Below are 14,374 nucleotides of genomic sequence, written 5' to 3' on the forward strand. Positions count from 1 at the left end.
TTAGAATGATTAAAAATTTAAGAAAACATTTGAAGGTTTGTATCTTTCTTTTGTTACTACTTGTACCAGTAAGTGCTAGTGTAGGCGCACCGAGAATATTTGTAAATAATTACTTCGTAGATTCTGATGCTGCTCCAGTCATTGAAAACGGAAGGACACTGGTTCCAGTTAGAATTATTTCAGAAAAATTGGGATACAATGTGAATTGGGACGGAGCGAATAAGACTGTAGAAATCACAGGCGATGCAAAAACTATAAAGCTAACTATCGGAAGCAGTACATATCTAGATGATGGTACCGAAATGCCACTGGACGTGGGAGCAAAGATTGTAAATAGCAGAACCATGGTGCCTATTAGACTTGTGTCTGAAGCATTTTCACAAAAAGTAATTTGGGACAATGAAAATAGAGTCGTAGCAGTTGGGGAAGGCTACCAAGATCAAGCAAGTTCTACCTGTACATTTGAAGCTGCAAAGGTAACAAGGGTAATCGACGGCGACACCATAGAAATCGACAGAGGAAAGGGAATTGAAAAGGTAAGATTTATCCTTGTGGATTCACCAGAAACGAAACATCCTAAGAAACAAGTAGAATATTATGGAAAAGAAGCCTCTGAATTTACAACAAAATGGTTGGAAGGTAGGAGAATTTATTTAGAAAAAGATGTAAGAGAAACGGATAAGTATGGTAGACTTCTTAGATATATATGGCTAGTTAAACCAGCTACAGATACTCCTACCAATGAAGAAATAGGAAGTTATATGTTTAATTCCTATCTTGTAAGAGATGGATATGCTGTGGTCGCACAGTTTCCACCAGATATCAAATATGTAGAAATACTAAAGACATTTGAAGCTTATGCAAGAGAAAATAATTTAGGTCTATATGGAGTACCAATCACAGTTGGCGCCGAAGCAAAAGGAACCACTGAAGCCGTAAAAGATACTACGACACCAGTAAATGCACCTAAAGCTGAAGTAAAAGAAGATAAAGAAAATAAAAACATAAATACTCAAACGAATAAAAATAATTCGAAAGAGCCTGCTTATAAGTATGCAAATGGAAGAATAATTGGAAATAAAAAGAGAAAGATATACCATGTGCCAACTGGAAGGGACTATAAAAAGGTTCACCTTAAAAATGCGGTCTTCTTTGACACTGAAGAAGAAGCAATAAAAGCAGGATACAGACGAGCTCAACAATAAACATAAAAAGACAAAAACCAAAGTTACAATTTAGCTTTGGTTTTTTTGTCTTTTTGATATTTTTAGTATGAAAATTTTATTTTAATTTAAAATTGAAGATTTTATTTTTTAAATTACTTTACAACAATTCTTCAATCTTTTCTTCGATCTTCTCAGGTTTTGTAGAAGGTGCAAATCTATCAGTCACATTCCCATTCCTATCCACTAGAAACTTAGTAAAGTTCCATTTGATAGCACCGCCCAAGATTCCTTTTTGTTGAGATTTTAAATAAGTAAATAGAGGAGATTCATTCTCTCCATTTACATCCACTTTTTCAAATTGAGGAAAAGTAGTTCCAAAATTCAAACTGCAAAAACTTTTAATCTCATCTGAATTTCCAGGAGCCTGGCCGCCGAATTGATTGCAAGGGAAATCTAAAATGACAAACCCTCTATCCTTATACTTTTCGTATAGCGCTTCCAAACCTTCGTACTGTGGAGTAAATCCGCATTTAGTAGCAGTGTTTACTATGAGCAGTACTTTTCCTTCAAAATCTTTTAAGGAAATATCTCTTCCTTCATTATCTTTAACAATATAATCGTAAATCATAAATTCCTCCATTGAAAAGATACCCAATTAATCAAAAAATTATGTAATTTTAGATAAAAATTTAAAAAATCATAAGAAATTTAAAAAAATCGAAGAAAAATTAAAAAAAATTGAAATTTATCGCATAATCTTGCTAAAAAGACTAGTATTTGGAATGGATGTGTTGTAAAATATAGTTAATGGGAGAGGAATGGAGTGAATTCACACCTAATGGAGGAATATGTATGTTAATTGGGGAATACAATCTAACTCTTGATGATAGAGGCAGAATAATAATTCCATCAAAACTTAGAAACGACCTTGAAGACTCTTTTGTAATGACAAAAGGTCTCGATGGCTGTATTTTTGTGTACCCAAAAACAGAATGGGAAGAAATCTCAAAAAAGGTTAGATCCCTTCCTCTAAGCAGCAAGGAAGCTCGTGCTTTCCAAAGATCTTTCTACTCCAAGGCTGTCCTAACAAATTTAGATAAACAAGGCAGGGTTTTGATTCCTCAAAGCTTAAGAGATCACTCAGGGCTTGTAAAAGACGGAATAATCGTGGGACTTGATGTGAGGGCAGAAATCTGGTCTCTAGAAAAATGGCAAGAAATGGATGAGGATTTAGAATCTAGCTACGAAGACAATGTAATGACACTAGGCGGTGAGATGCTATGACAAACTTTGAGCATATCCCTGTACTTTTCAATGAAACTATAGAAGGTTTAAATATTCGAGAAAATCACATATATATGGACTGTACAATTGGCGGTGCAGGCCATAGCAGTGAAATTTTAAAAAGGCTAAATGGTACTGGTCTTTTAGTTGGGATAGACCAAGATGAGTTTGCACTTTATACATCTGAGAAGAGACTTAGAGAAATTGGAGATAATTTTAAACTATTCAACAATAACTTTGAGCTTTTCAGAGAAAATCTAGATTCACTTGGAATTTCTAAGGTGGATGGAATTCTCCTCGATTTGGGAGTTAGTTCCCATCAATTCGATGAAGCATCTCGAGGATTTTCTTATAATTATGACGCACCACTTGATATGAGAATGAATAAATCCACCAGAATCACTGCAAAAGATATTGTGAATACATATTCTAAAGAAGCACTTATGAAGATATTCTACGAATATGGAGAAGAAAAATGGTCGAAAAGAGTTGCAGAATTTATAGTTAAGGCAAGAAACTCAAAAACCATTGAAACCACATTTGAACTAGTAGAAATTATAAAAGCTGCCATTCCAAAAGGAGCTAGAAGTGGGGGACCACACCCAGCTAAGAGAATCTTCCAAGCCCTTAGAATAGAAACAAATGATGAGCTTGGAGTGCTTAGAAGGAGTCTGGGAGATATGATTGAGTCTTTAAACCCAGGAGGCAGAATCTGTGTAATATCATTCCATTCACTGGAAGATAGAATCGTAAAGGATACATTTAAGTACTACTACTTGGACTGTATATGTCCACCGGAAGTGCCAGTATGTACTTGTAATAAAAAAAGAGAGATAGAAATAATAACGAGAAAGCCGATCACAGCATCTAAAGAAGAACTTGCTATTAACAATCGTGCTCACTCTGCAAAACTGAGAATTGCTGAGAAGCTAGAGGTATAAAATGAAGAAGAAAATAAAAAAATCAATAAAAAGAAAAATAAATATCCCTCTTGTGCTAACAGCATCTATTGTTATAATATTAATTGGAACTGTTTCAGTTTTGAGATCTCAAATAACTAAACTCGACAATGAAATCATCTCTCAAAGTTCTGAGATAAAAGATTTGGAAGAAACCAAGATGTCATTAGAAGGAGAACTTCAAGGAATTGTTAGTTCAAACAATTTAAAGGAAGTTGCACAATACAGACTGGGAATGGTTTATCCAGAAGATAATCAAATAGTTTATATAGATGTAAAAGATGATAAGCAAAAAAGCGATGTAAAGAACAATGTATTTCTAAGTCCTATTGTTTCAGTTTTGAAGTCATTTACTAGAAATTAGGAGGCACTTTTGAAAAGAAGGAAAAATAAGACGACCAGGGGCAGTTTTAAAGGCGATATACGGACAGTTTTTAACCGTAGAATTTTCTTTTTACTAAGCTTCCTGGTTTTATTTTTTATATTACTTGTATTTAGATTATTTTATATACAAATATTTAAATCTGAAGATTTAACTAAACAAGCCCTTAATCAGCTTACAAAGAAAGAATCGATTAACTCCAATAGAGGGCTTATATACGATGCAAACAAAAAAATTCTTGCTTTAAATGTGTCGAAATCTAAAATTTATTATGATTCAAACAATATAAAACCGGATAAAGGTATGCAAAAGGGCAAGAAGGAATCGGAAGAAGCATACAAAAAGAGAATGGATGATTTCGCAGCCATTAGACAGAAGAAATTGGAAGATGATGCGAGATATTTTTCAAATATTTTAAATCTTGATGAAAGGGAAACTCTAGTTAAAATTAGCCAAAACAAGAGAGTGACCCTTGCAAAAGACGTAGATAGAAAGATTGCTCTTGAAATCAGAGAACAAAAGAATAAATGCGTCAGCTTCGATGACTATATTAAGAGATTCTATCCATTTGGAAAGTCGATGAGTCATGTGCTAGGATTTCTTGACAATGAAAACTATGGTATCTATGGACTTGAAAGACAATTTGACGATGAACTTGTAGGTATTAAAGGTAAATCTATAAAGATTAAGGACGAACAGCTTAAGCAAATTCCTATGACTGACGAGAAACAGTATGCTCCACAGGATGGGCTTGATCTTGTGAGCACGATCGATGTAAATATCCAAGGTTTCGCTGACAAAGCTGCTGAAGAATCTAAATTAAAGACGGAAGCGGAAAGGGTAACAGTCATAGTACAAAATACTAAGACTGGAGAAATCCTAGCCATGGTGGATAAGGATGACTACGATCCAAACTATCCAAGACTTCCAATAAATGAAAAACAAGAAAAAGATTTTAAAAATTTGTCGGAAGAAGAACTGCTAAAGGCTTGGAGTGACAACTGGAAAAATTCTAGTATCGAAAGTCAATACGAGCCAGGTTCAACATTTAAACTTATAACTGCAGCTTCCGCTCTAGAAGAGGACACTACAAATTTACAAAAGACATACACATGTCCGGGAGTTTTAACAGACATGAAAGGCGTAAGAATAACCTGTACATCTAGTCGTAGAGGCTCAAAAACTCTGGCAGAAGCAATGGCAGAATCTTGCAATATTTCATTGGTAAAGATAGGTAGAGAACTTGGAGCAGAAAAATTCCTTAAATTTATAAGATCCTTTGGTTTTGGAGAGAGAACAGGTATAGATCTAAGAGGTGAAGTGAAGGGAACTATTCCAGCTTCAGCAAATCAAATTTCTAAGGTTGCAATCTCAACTATTAGTTATGGTCACGGTATAGCTGTTACTCCAATTCAACTTATAAATGCGGTGTCTGCCATAGGGAATGGCGGCTATTTAAACAAGCCTTTAATCGTAAAAGAATTGGTGGACAAAGAAGGAAATGTAATAGAAAAATTCAAAAAGACCACCTATAGAAGAGTTATATCTGAAGAAACTTCTAAAACCATGAGGGAGCTTATGAGGGGTGTTGTAGAAGAAGGTACCGGTAAGTATGCAGCAGTTCCTGGCTACAAAGTCGGAGGCAAAACTGGTACAGCTTATATAGCTTCATCAAAAGGTGGTTATGAAGATGAATACTATTCATCATTTATAGGACTTGCTCCTATTAAAGATCCAGTGATAACCGTACTAGTAGTAGTTAAAAAGCCGGTAGGAAATTTCTACGGCGCAACAGTTGCAGCGCCGGTTGCAAAAGAGGTAATGCAAGAAACTTTGGAATACTTAAAGATTCCAAAGACAGAGAAGATAGATAAAGTAGACAATAAAGAACAAGTGGTGGTCCCAGATGTAACGGGAAGACTTGTGATGGATGCAGGTAAGATAATAGTCAATTCAAACCTTAAATTCTCATCAGACAAATCCAAAGTTACAGAAAACTCCGTAGTAGTTTCACAAAGACCAGCAGCAGGAGAAATGGTACCGCAAGGAAGTATAGTTGATATAACTGTAAATGAAAACACTGAAAAGATGGTGCCTATGCTTATTGGCAAGAGTAAAGAAGATGCAGAAAAAGTGCTTTCTGAACTTGGAATTAAGTATAAAATAGAAGGAGAAGGCTATATTACTAGCCAATCTATTAAGGCAAAGACAATTGTTACAGATGAAGTAATAGTCTTGACCACCGACAGAGATTTCGATAAAGTTGAAGAGTCAGTTATAAATAACGACAAAAATAATAAAAATGAGGATAAAAATAAAAATTAGGAGTATGAGATGAAGTATTTAATATCATTTGTACTAGGAGCTGTAATCTCACTAATTCTAGGACCGATAATAATACCGGTTCTTAAGAGTATGAATGCAGGTCAGAGTATCAGAGAAGATGGACCAGAGAGTCATTTGACAAAAGCGGGTACACCAACCATAGGTGGGCTTATTTTTCTATCTTCATTTTTAATATCAAATATAGTTTTGGCTAATTTCTCAGTAGATTTTTTAATAGTTCTATTTGCAACATTTGCATTTGGAGCTGTGGGATTTATAGACGACTATATAAAGGTAGTTAAGAAGAGAAATCTTGGACTTACTGCGATTCAAAAGTTAGTTCTACAAATTATATTCTGTTTAGTAGTTCTATATTTTCAATACAATTCAAAGGAACTATCAACAGAAGTATACGTTCCATTTGTAAAGAAAATGGTTAGCTTTAACTATTTCTATATACCATTTATAATATTTGTAATAGTTGGTGTAGTGAACTCTGTAAATTTAACAGACGGGCTTGATGGACTTAGTTCAGGAGTTACAACTATAGTTCTACTATTTTTCGCAGCAGTAGCACTTAAATTTGAAAGATATTCAATAGCTATAGCATCATTTGTACTTGCTGGCTCACTGGTTGGATTTTTAAAATTTAACAAATTCCCAGCCAAAGTATTCATGGGAGATACAGGATCATTGGCTTTAGGAGGAGCAGTAAGCTCCATAGCAGTGCTTCTTAATATTCCGCTTTTACTACCTGTAGCCTGTGGAGTTTATTTTATAGAAACTTTATCCGTAATACTCCAAGTACTAAGCTATAAAATAAGAGGAAAAAGAATATTTTTGATGTCACCACTTCACCATCACTACGAACAAAAAGGATGGAAGGAAACAAAAGTTGTAAAAGCATTCTACATTGCACAGATAATTCTATGTATATTGGGATACTTACTAATAATTTAATGGTAAAGAAATGAAAATTTTAATAATAGGAACTGGAACAACAGGTAAATCCGTCTATAATTATGCAAAAAAACACGAAATAGATGCGTTTATATTAGATGAAAGAGAAAATTATGATGGATTTGAAAGAGAAGATATATTTAACGGTGACTTTAGCGGCATAGATTTTGCTGTTAAAAGCCCGGGAATAAAACCTGAATCCAAAATAATAAAAACATTAGAAGATAAAAATATAAAGATAATTTCTGATATAGAATTTGCTTCATATTTTTATAAAACAAAGGATATAGTTGCGATAACTGGCACTAATGGCAAGACTACCATCACTACACTTGTAAATGAAATATTAAATAAGGTTGGAAAATCTTATGCGGTAGGAAACATTGGAGTAGGAGTCATGGATGTGATTGACTATGATCCGAAATTTATAGTTTGTGAAGCTAGTTCATTTCAACTAGCTTATATAGACAAGTTTCATCCTCATGTAGCTGTTATAACAAATATAACAAGCGACCATTTGGATTGGCACAAGACTGTAGAAAATTACAGAAAAGCAAAAGAAAATATATATAAAAACCTAGAAGAAGATGATTTTTTGATTCTAGGCGCATCATGTGACTATGTAAAGACCATCAATGCAGGAGTAAAAAACACTTTTTATTATTCCTACGATGATCTAGGAAGACCAGGACTTTTCACCAAGGATGAAGAAATAATTTTTAGGCATTTTGATGGTACTTTAGAAAATATTATGAAGGTATCAGATGTCTTTATAAAGGGTAGACACAATATTGAAAATGCAATGGCTGCAATACTTTCTGCATATTCACTGGGAGTGGATTTAGAAATAATTGTAGATACGATTAAAAACTTCAAGGGTGTTGAACATAGAATTGAGTTTGTAAGGACTTTTAATGGAATAAGTTACTACAACGATTCTAAAGGAACAAATCCAGATAGTACAGACGTGGCTCTTAAAGCTTTTGAAAAATCGGTATTAATAATAGGCGGATACGACAAGGGATCTGACTTTAAAAAACTTTTGGAAGATAACAAAGATAAAATCACATCTCTTGTAGTCATGGGTGCAACCTCAGAGCTTATTATAAAAGAGGCAACAGAGCTTGGTATAGAAACTACAAGAGTAAAAGATATGGAAGAGGCGGTATCTGTAGCAACTACTATTGCAAGAGAAAACCATTCTGTAGTTCTACTTTCACCTGCGTGTGCTTCTTGGGATATGTATCCAAACTATGAAGTAAGAGGAAGGCATTTCAAAGAAATAGTAATGGGATTGGAGAGATAATTTTGAAAGATAAACTTTTCAAAAATGTAGATAGAACCCTATTAATAGTAACTATAATATTGGTTTTATTCGGAGTTGTGTTTATAACCTCTGCTGGTATTCCAAATGGAGTTAAGAACCACGGAGATGAATACTATCAAATAAAGACACATATTCCACTACTTATGGTGGGAATAGTTGCCATGTTAATAGGTACAAAACTATCTAGGAGACAACTTCAATTTTTTGGAGTAATAGGATTTTTCCTATCATTAATTGCAGTTGCGCTCTTATTTACGAGCCTAGGTAAGACTGAACATGGTCAAGTCAGGTCAATATTAATTCCTGGGATTAACAAAGGATTCCAACCTTCAGAATTTATAAAGGTAAGTTCTATTATATTTTTTGCAAGTTTTCTCTCCCAGGTTAGAAATAGGATTGATGATTCAAAAATATTTATATATGCCTTAGCGGTTATGGGACTATCAGCGGGTCCAATACTATTTAAAGACTTTTCGACCGCTGCGGTTATAGGAGCTACTCTTTTTATAATGCTCTTTGCAGCAGGAATGAAAAATCATCAGTTCGTAGTAATAGCTGCCCTTGGATGTGTAGTGGCGGTTTTATTCGTAACTAAGTATGGATATAGAATGGATAGGTTCAAGGGATTCTTCTCTGATGAGATGAATAAAGAGACTTATCACCAATTTCAATCTCTATACGCAATGGCGGTAGGCGGACTATTTGGAGTAGGATTATTTCATTCAAGATTTAAATACAATATATTTGCCGCCCATTCAGATTTTATAATTGCGGTTATAGCTGAAGAGATAGGACTGTTTGGAGTGCTAATAATAATTATTTTATTTGTAGTATTTATATATAGGGGGTATACTATATCATATAGGGCAGAAAATTACTTTGATAAACTGGTGGCACTGGGGATAACTTCCTACATTGGTATCCAAGCCCTATTTAATATTGCCGTTGCCTGCAAATTCATGCCCGCAACAGGGATTACACTTCCATTTGTATCATACGGAGGTACATCTATTATAGTTGCACTAGGCTCTGTAGGAATATTACTAGGCATTTCAAAACGAGGTTAAAATGAATATTATAATATCCGGCGGTGGAACTGGAGGACATATATATCCAGCCCTTGCCATAGTTGACGAAATAAAAAAGAGATATAAAGACGCAAATATTTTATATGTAGGTACAGAAAAAGGGCTTGAATCAGAAATAGTGCCTGAACATGGTGTTCCATTTAAAACTATTTCTGCAAAAGGCTTACCCAGAAAGAAGTTAAATGTTAAGACATTTAAGACTGCCATGTCTCTATACAAAGGACTTAGGCAATGTGACAAGATAATAAAAGAATTTAAACCAGACGTTGTAATAGGTACAGGTGGGTTTGTTTGTGCGCCGATCGTAATGAAAGCTCAGAGAAAAAAAATAAAGACTGTTATCTCTGAACAAAATGCGTATCCAGGAATAACAAACAAAATTTTAAGCAAAAAGGCTGACCTAGTAGCTATAAACTTTGATGAAGCAAAAGAATATTTCGACAATGAAAATATTGTCTTCACAGGTAATCCAATTCGATCAGATTTTGAAAAAATAGATAAAGATGAGGCTTTTAAAAGACTTGGAGTAAAAAATGACATGCCGATTGTACTTTCTTTTGGTGGTTCAGGTGGACAAGAATCAACTAACGATGCCATCATAGAAATTATAAAGAGCAGGACTGAGCTGCCTTTTAGACTTATCCACATAACGGGTAAAGTTCATTATAAGAACTTTATGGAAGAGATAAAAGGAATTGATTTACCAGAAAATATAAAAATTTTAGATTACTCACATAAGATTCCAGATCTTTTAAAAATTTCAGATTTAGTAGTTGCATCTTCATCAGCTATGACCCTAGCAGAAATATCTGCAGTAGGGGTAGCTAGCATACTTATACCTAAATCATATACTGCAGGAAACCATCAGTTTTTCAATGCAAAATCCTATGAAAACAAGGGTGCTTCCATAGTAATAAAAGAGAGCGATCTAAGTGGAGAAGTTCTGCTTGATAGTATCGAGTCTCTACTTATGGATAAAAATAAATTGGAGAAAATGGGAAGTTCATCTAAAGAATTGGCTTCAGTAGATGCTGTAAAAAAACTAGTAGATGAAATTCTAAAAGTAATAGATGAGAAATAGACGTGTATCACAGAGATTAAGAAGAAAAAAACAAATGAGAAAGAGAAGAATAATCTTTATATCTCTTGTTATAATAATAGCTTTTTCTCTGGTACAAATCTCTGGTATATTCAGAATAAATAAATTAGATATAAGTGGCAACAATGTAGTTAAAAAATCTGAGATTGAAAAAATTTTAAATGAGTCAATTGGTAAGAATTACTTACTTCTAAATAAAGGGAAGATTGAAAAGGCTCTTTTAAAAATTCCATATATAAAAGACGTTAAATTTTCTTATAAATTTAAAAATACACTGAGAGTCTCAATAGATGAAAGGCAGGACTTTCTACTTATAAAAGGTGGAACGGAATATATAGCTGATAGAAATCTAAAGATTCTTGGTGAGAAAAGTAGTTCCAAAAAGGAACTTATAGTGGTAGAAGGAATAGACACAAACAAGTATGAAATAGGCGCTTATCTTTTTAGAAATGACGAAAATCTAAAAGAACTTTCTCAAAAACTTTTAAATTCAAATATCATTTTTGACATTAGCTCAATTAAATTCTATAAAGATAGCTGTGATTTTACACTTAAGGACGGAATACTAGTTAAGTTTGGTCCTGTAAATAATTTTGATTATAAGTTGGAAATGCTTGAAAAAATCAGAGAAGATATAAAAAATACAGGAAAAGATGTAGTATCTATTGATCTTTTTTCAAATGAAAATCCAATAGTTACTTTAAATGGTGTATAATTATAGATAAGTGTTGAAAAACAGTCATTTAGTATTGACTATTTAGTATTTTACTAATAAAATATAAGTATATAATGATGAGGAGGAAGTTATGTTAGATTTTGAGTTGGATCACGATGAATTCGCTAAAATAAAAATATTTGGAGTTGGCGGTGGCGGAAATAATGCCGTTAACAGAATGATTACAGCAGGAGTTAAGGGTGTAGAGTTCTATGCTTTAAATACAGATAAACAAGCTCTTAAGACTACTCTTGCAGATAATAAAGTACAAATCGGAGAAAAAATAACTAAAGGATTAGGAGCAGGAGCAAATCCTGATGTAGGAGAAAAATCTGCTGAAGAATCTAGAGATGAAATAAGAGAAGCTCTTGAAGGAGCAGATATGGTATTCATCACAGCTGGAATGGGCGGTGGTACAGGTACCGGAGCAGCTCCAGTAGTTGCTGAAGTAGCTCAAGAATTAGGACTTCTAACTGTAGGTGTAGTTACAAAACCATTTAGCTTTGAAGGCGTTAGAAGATCTAAATCTGCTGAAAGAGGAATCCAAGCTTTAAAAGAAAAGGTAGACACACTTGTTATTATTCCTAACGACAGACTTCTTGATATTTCTGACAAGAAGACTTCATTTGCAAAAGCATTTGAAATGGCTGATGAAATTTTAAAACAAGGTGTTCAAGGTATATCTGATTTAATTTCTGTACCAAACCTTATTAATCTTGACTTTGCAGACGTTAAAACCATCATGGAAGATAAAGGTATCGCTCATATGGGTATCGGTATTGCATCTGGAGATGACAGAGCAACCGAAGCTGCAAAATTAGCAATCAACTCTCCTCTACTAGAAACTTCTATTGAAGGTGCTAAATCTGTACTTATTAATATTACTGCAGGAAATGACCTTGGAATATTTGAAGTTAATGAAGCCGCTGACCTTATCCGTGACTATGTATCTGAAGATGCTAACATCATATTTGGAGCAGGTATTGACGATACATTAAAAGATAGCGTTAAGATTACAGTAATTGCTACTGAATTTGAAGATGAAGATCATGGAAGAACTTCATTAAGAACAGATTCTATTAAAGAATCTAGAGCACCAAAGGCTAAGAGAGATAGTGCTAGTGATCTAGATATTCCAGAATTTCTAAAGAGAAGATTCGAAGATTAAATTAATAGATTTTAATGGGTATCTAAGGATACCCTGTTTTTTTATTTTAAAAATATAACTTTAATATTAAATAATTATCTTTATAAAAGGGTGATAATATGAAATGTCCATTCTGTGGAAGTCTTGATTCAAAGGTAGTCGACTCAAGGCAAACCGATGAAGGCTCAATAATTAGAAGAAGAAGGGAATGTCCAAACTGTAAGAAAAGATGGACTACCTATGAGACAGTTGAAGAAACTCCATTAATAGTAGTTAAAAGAGATGGAAATAGACAGACCTTTGATCCAGAGAAGATACGTATTGGTATTATAAAATCTTGTGAAAAGAGACCTGTAAATATAGAAAAAATAGACGAAATTGTAAATGAAGTTGAGCGTAATATTAGAAACACTATGAAAAGAGAAGTACAATCTGATGAAATAGGCGAAATTGTCATGGAATATTTAAAAAATCTCGATGAAGTTGCCTATGTAAGATTTGCTTCAGTTTATAGAAATTTCACAGATGTAGATTCTTTCTACAAAGAGCTAGATAAATTCCAAAAGAGGTAAGTTATGGATCTGTTTGATCTTGCTGCAGAAAAAAAGAATAAATCTAACGCTCCACTTGCTGAAAGGATGCGCCCTAAGAATTTAGATGAATTTGTAGGACAGAGTCATATTGTCGGCGAAGGAAAGTACTTAAACAGGCTTTTGAAATCTGGTAGAGTCTTCTCTATGATTTTTTATGGACCACCTGGAGTAGGTAAGACCACTCTTGCAGAAATATTTGCAGGACTTTCTGGATATAAGTTCGTAAGAATATCAGCGATAACATCCGGAGTAAAAGAGCTTAGAGAATTACTTAAAACTGCGGAGGACGATTTAAAATTTAATAATGTAAAGACCATTCTTTTTATTGATGAGATTCATAGATTTAATAAATCACAGCAGGACGCTCTACTTCCATTTGTAGAAAAGGGACTGGTAACACTTATAGGTGCTACTACTGAAAATCCTTATTTTGAAGTAAACTCAGCCCTGCTTTCTAGATGTCAAATAATAAATCTTGAACCACTTAAGGAAGAAGATTTACTCTTATTAATAGAGAGGGCGCTATCTGAAGAAAATGGACTTAAATATTTAAATGTTAGACTTTCTGAAGATGCTAAGAAGACCCTGATTCTACTAGCGGGAAATGATGCAAGATCTCTTCTAAACAACTTAGAAATAGCAGCACTTTCAACTCCTGGTAGAAATGGAGAAATAATTATAGATAAAACTGACGTTGAAAACTCTGTAATGAAAAAGAAAGTTCTCTATGATAAGAATGGAAATTCCCATTATGACAACATAAGCGCATTTATAAAATCTATGAGAGGAACTGATCCAGATGCGGCGGTATTCTACCTGGCACAGATGTTAAATTCGGGAGAAGATCCGAAGTTTATAGCGAGAAGAATGATAATATTTGCATCAGAAGATATTGGTTGTGCAAATCCTATGGCAATACAAGTAGCAGTATCTTGTTTTGACGCTGTAAATATTGTCGGACTTCCTGAAGGCAGGATTATCTTGTCCCAATGTGCAATCTATCTTGCAACGAGTCCTAAATCAAATGCATCATACATTGCAATAGATGAAGCTTTAAGAGATGCTAGGGAAGGTAAGTCTTATACCATTCCTATGTATTTAAGAGATAAGCATAACCCATCGGTAAATAATGAAGAAACTTACAAGTATCCACACAGCTATGGCGGATATGTGAGACAGGATTATCTGCCGATAGAATTTAGGGATAGGAATTATTATAGGCCGAAATCTTCTGGAGAAGAAGAAAAGATAATTGAATTTTTAAAAAATATAGAAGAAAATTTGTAATTTTACAAATTTTTATATAAAATAATATAAAAATATAACTAG

The 14,374-nt window shown here is 33.7% G+C and carries 14 protein-coding genes; 13 read left to right on the top strand and 1 reads right to left on the bottom strand.

The features are described from left to right. Positions 1–5 precede the first annotated feature (5 nt). On the top strand, positions 6–1,205 hold the full coding sequence (locus HMPREF9225_RS09825; protein WP_008902025.1) for a stalk domain-containing protein: 1,200 nt from the start codon (positions 6–8) through the stop codon (positions 1,203–1,205). A 118-nt stretch (positions 1,206–1,323) separates the two neighbouring features. On the opposite strand, the gene HMPREF9225_RS05800 is transcribed toward HMPREF9225_RS09825, so the two are convergent. Next, the gene (locus HMPREF9225_RS05800; protein WP_008902026.1) at positions 1,324–1,806 is read right to left on the bottom strand and encodes a glutathione peroxidase; all 483 of its coding nucleotides are present in this window, start codon (positions 1,804–1,806) and stop codon (positions 1,324–1,326) included. 212 nt (positions 1,807–2,018) lie between these two features. On the opposite strand from HMPREF9225_RS05800, the gene mraZ reads away from it, so the two are divergent. From mraZ to HMPREF9225_RS05860, 12 genes are all read left to right on the top strand, one after another. After that, positions 2,019–2,450 carry a division/cell wall cluster transcriptional repressor MraZ gene (gene mraZ, locus HMPREF9225_RS05805; protein WP_023058846.1) on the top strand — a complete coding sequence of 144 codons (432 nt, stop codon included), beginning with the start codon at positions 2,019–2,021 and terminating at the stop codon, positions 2,448–2,450. Continuing rightward, complete coding sequence (gene rsmH / locus HMPREF9225_RS05810; protein WP_008902028.1) at positions 2,447–3,391, top strand: 16S rRNA (cytosine(1402)-N(4))-methyltransferase RsmH; 945 nt, start codon at positions 2,447–2,449, stop codon at positions 3,389–3,391. The genes mraZ and rsmH overlap by 4 nt, the downstream gene beginning before the upstream one ends. Before the next feature lies 1 nt (position 3,392). Continuing rightward, positions 3,393–3,773 carry a cell division protein FtsL gene (locus HMPREF9225_RS05815; protein WP_008902029.1) on the top strand — a complete coding sequence of 127 codons (381 nt, stop codon included), beginning with the start codon at positions 3,393–3,395 and terminating at the stop codon, positions 3,771–3,773. A 9-nt stretch (positions 3,774–3,782) separates the two neighbouring features. Continuing rightward, entirely contained in the window at positions 3,783–6,116 is a 2,334-nt protein-coding gene (locus HMPREF9225_RS05820) for a penicillin-binding transpeptidase domain-containing protein (RefSeq protein ID WP_008902030.1), read from the top strand. 9 nt (positions 6,117–6,125) lie between these two features. Then, positions 6,126–7,076, top strand: a complete 951-nt coding sequence (gene mraY / locus HMPREF9225_RS05825) for a phospho-N-acetylmuramoyl-pentapeptide-transferase (RefSeq protein ID WP_008902031.1) — start codon at positions 6,126–6,128, stop codon at positions 7,074–7,076. Between the two features lie 10 nt (positions 7,077–7,086). Continuing rightward, positions 7,087–8,382 (top strand): UDP-N-acetylmuramoyl-L-alanine--D-glutamate ligase, encoded by a 1,296-nt coding sequence (gene murD / locus HMPREF9225_RS05830; RefSeq protein WP_008902032.1) that lies wholly within the window; start codon positions 7,087–7,089, stop codon positions 8,380–8,382. 2 nt (positions 8,383–8,384) lie between these two features. Beyond that, the gene (locus HMPREF9225_RS05835) at positions 8,385–9,470 is read left to right on the top strand and encodes an FtsW/RodA/SpoVE family cell cycle protein (protein ID WP_008902033.1); all 1,086 of its coding nucleotides are present in this window, start codon (positions 8,385–8,387) and stop codon (positions 9,468–9,470) included. 1 nt (position 9,471) lies between these two features. Further along, positions 9,472–10,572 carry an undecaprenyldiphospho-muramoylpentapeptide beta-N-acetylglucosaminyltransferase gene (gene murG, locus HMPREF9225_RS05840; protein ID WP_008902034.1) on the top strand — a complete coding sequence of 367 codons (1,101 nt, stop codon included), beginning with the start codon at positions 9,472–9,474 and terminating at the stop codon, positions 10,570–10,572. Between the two features lie 34 nt (positions 10,573–10,606). Continuing rightward, complete coding sequence (locus HMPREF9225_RS05845; RefSeq protein ID WP_211203944.1) at positions 10,607–11,305, top strand: cell division protein FtsQ/DivIB; 699 nt, start codon at positions 10,607–10,609, stop codon at positions 11,303–11,305. A gap of 91 nt (positions 11,306–11,396) precedes the next feature. Further along, positions 11,397–12,473, top strand: coding sequence for a cell division protein FtsZ (gene ftsZ / locus HMPREF9225_RS05850; RefSeq protein WP_008902036.1), 1,077 nt, complete (start codon positions 11,397–11,399; stop codon positions 12,471–12,473). 98 nt (positions 12,474–12,571) lie between these two features. After that, the gene (nrdR, locus tag HMPREF9225_RS05855; RefSeq protein WP_008902037.1) at positions 12,572–13,024 is read left to right on the top strand and encodes a transcriptional regulator NrdR; all 453 of its coding nucleotides are present in this window, start codon (positions 12,572–12,574) and stop codon (positions 13,022–13,024) included. A gap of 3 nt (positions 13,025–13,027) precedes the next feature. Continuing rightward, a complete protein-coding gene (locus tag HMPREF9225_RS05860) occupies positions 13,028–14,332 on the top strand; it encodes a replication-associated recombination protein A (RefSeq protein ID WP_008902038.1) in 1,305 nt (434 codons plus the stop codon). The last annotated feature ends 42 nt before the right edge of the window (positions 14,333–14,374 follow it).

Source organism: Peptoniphilus duerdenii ATCC BAA-1640 (genome assembly GCF_000146345.1).
GTDB classification, from domain to species: Bacteria; Bacillota; Clostridia; order Tissierellales; family Peptoniphilaceae; genus Peptoniphilus_B; species Peptoniphilus_B duerdenii.

Excerpts from the sequence above, each read along its gene's own strand:
- murD (WP_008902032.1), top strand. The coding sequence starts at position 7,087 with ATGAAAATTTTAATAATAGGAACTGGAACAACAGGTAAATCCGTCTAT.
- HMPREF9225_RS05800 (WP_008902026.1), bottom strand. The coding sequence starts at position 1,806 with ATGGAGGAATTTATGATTTACGATTATATTGTTAAAGATAATGAAGGA.
- rsmH (WP_008902028.1), top strand. The coding sequence starts at position 2,447 with ATGACAAACTTTGAGCATATCCCTGTACTTTTCAATGAAACTATAGAA.
- nrdR (WP_008902037.1), top strand. The coding sequence starts at position 12,572 with ATGAAATGTCCATTCTGTGGAAGTCTTGATTCAAAGGTAGTCGACTCA.
- HMPREF9225_RS05845 (WP_211203944.1), top strand. The coding sequence starts at position 10,607 with ATGAGAAAGAGAAGAATAATCTTTATATCTCTTGTTATAATAATAGCT.
- mraZ (WP_023058846.1), top strand. The coding sequence starts at position 2,019 with ATGTTAATTGGGGAATACAATCTAACTCTTGATGATAGAGGCAGAATA.
- HMPREF9225_RS05860 (WP_008902038.1), top strand. The coding sequence starts at position 13,028 with ATGGATCTGTTTGATCTTGCTGCAGAAAAAAAGAATAAATCTAACGCT.
- murG (WP_008902034.1), top strand. The coding sequence starts at position 9,472 with ATGAATATTATAATATCCGGCGGTGGAACTGGAGGACATATATATCCA.
- ftsZ (WP_008902036.1), top strand. The coding sequence starts at position 11,397 with ATGTTAGATTTTGAGTTGGATCACGATGAATTCGCTAAAATAAAAATA.
- HMPREF9225_RS09825 (WP_008902025.1), top strand. The coding sequence starts at position 6 with ATGATTAAAAATTTAAGAAAACATTTGAAGGTTTGTATCTTTCTTTTG.
- HMPREF9225_RS05815 (WP_008902029.1), top strand. The coding sequence starts at position 3,393 with ATGAAGAAGAAAATAAAAAAATCAATAAAAAGAAAAATAAATATCCCT.
- mraY (WP_008902031.1), top strand. The coding sequence starts at position 6,126 with ATGAAGTATTTAATATCATTTGTACTAGGAGCTGTAATCTCACTAATT.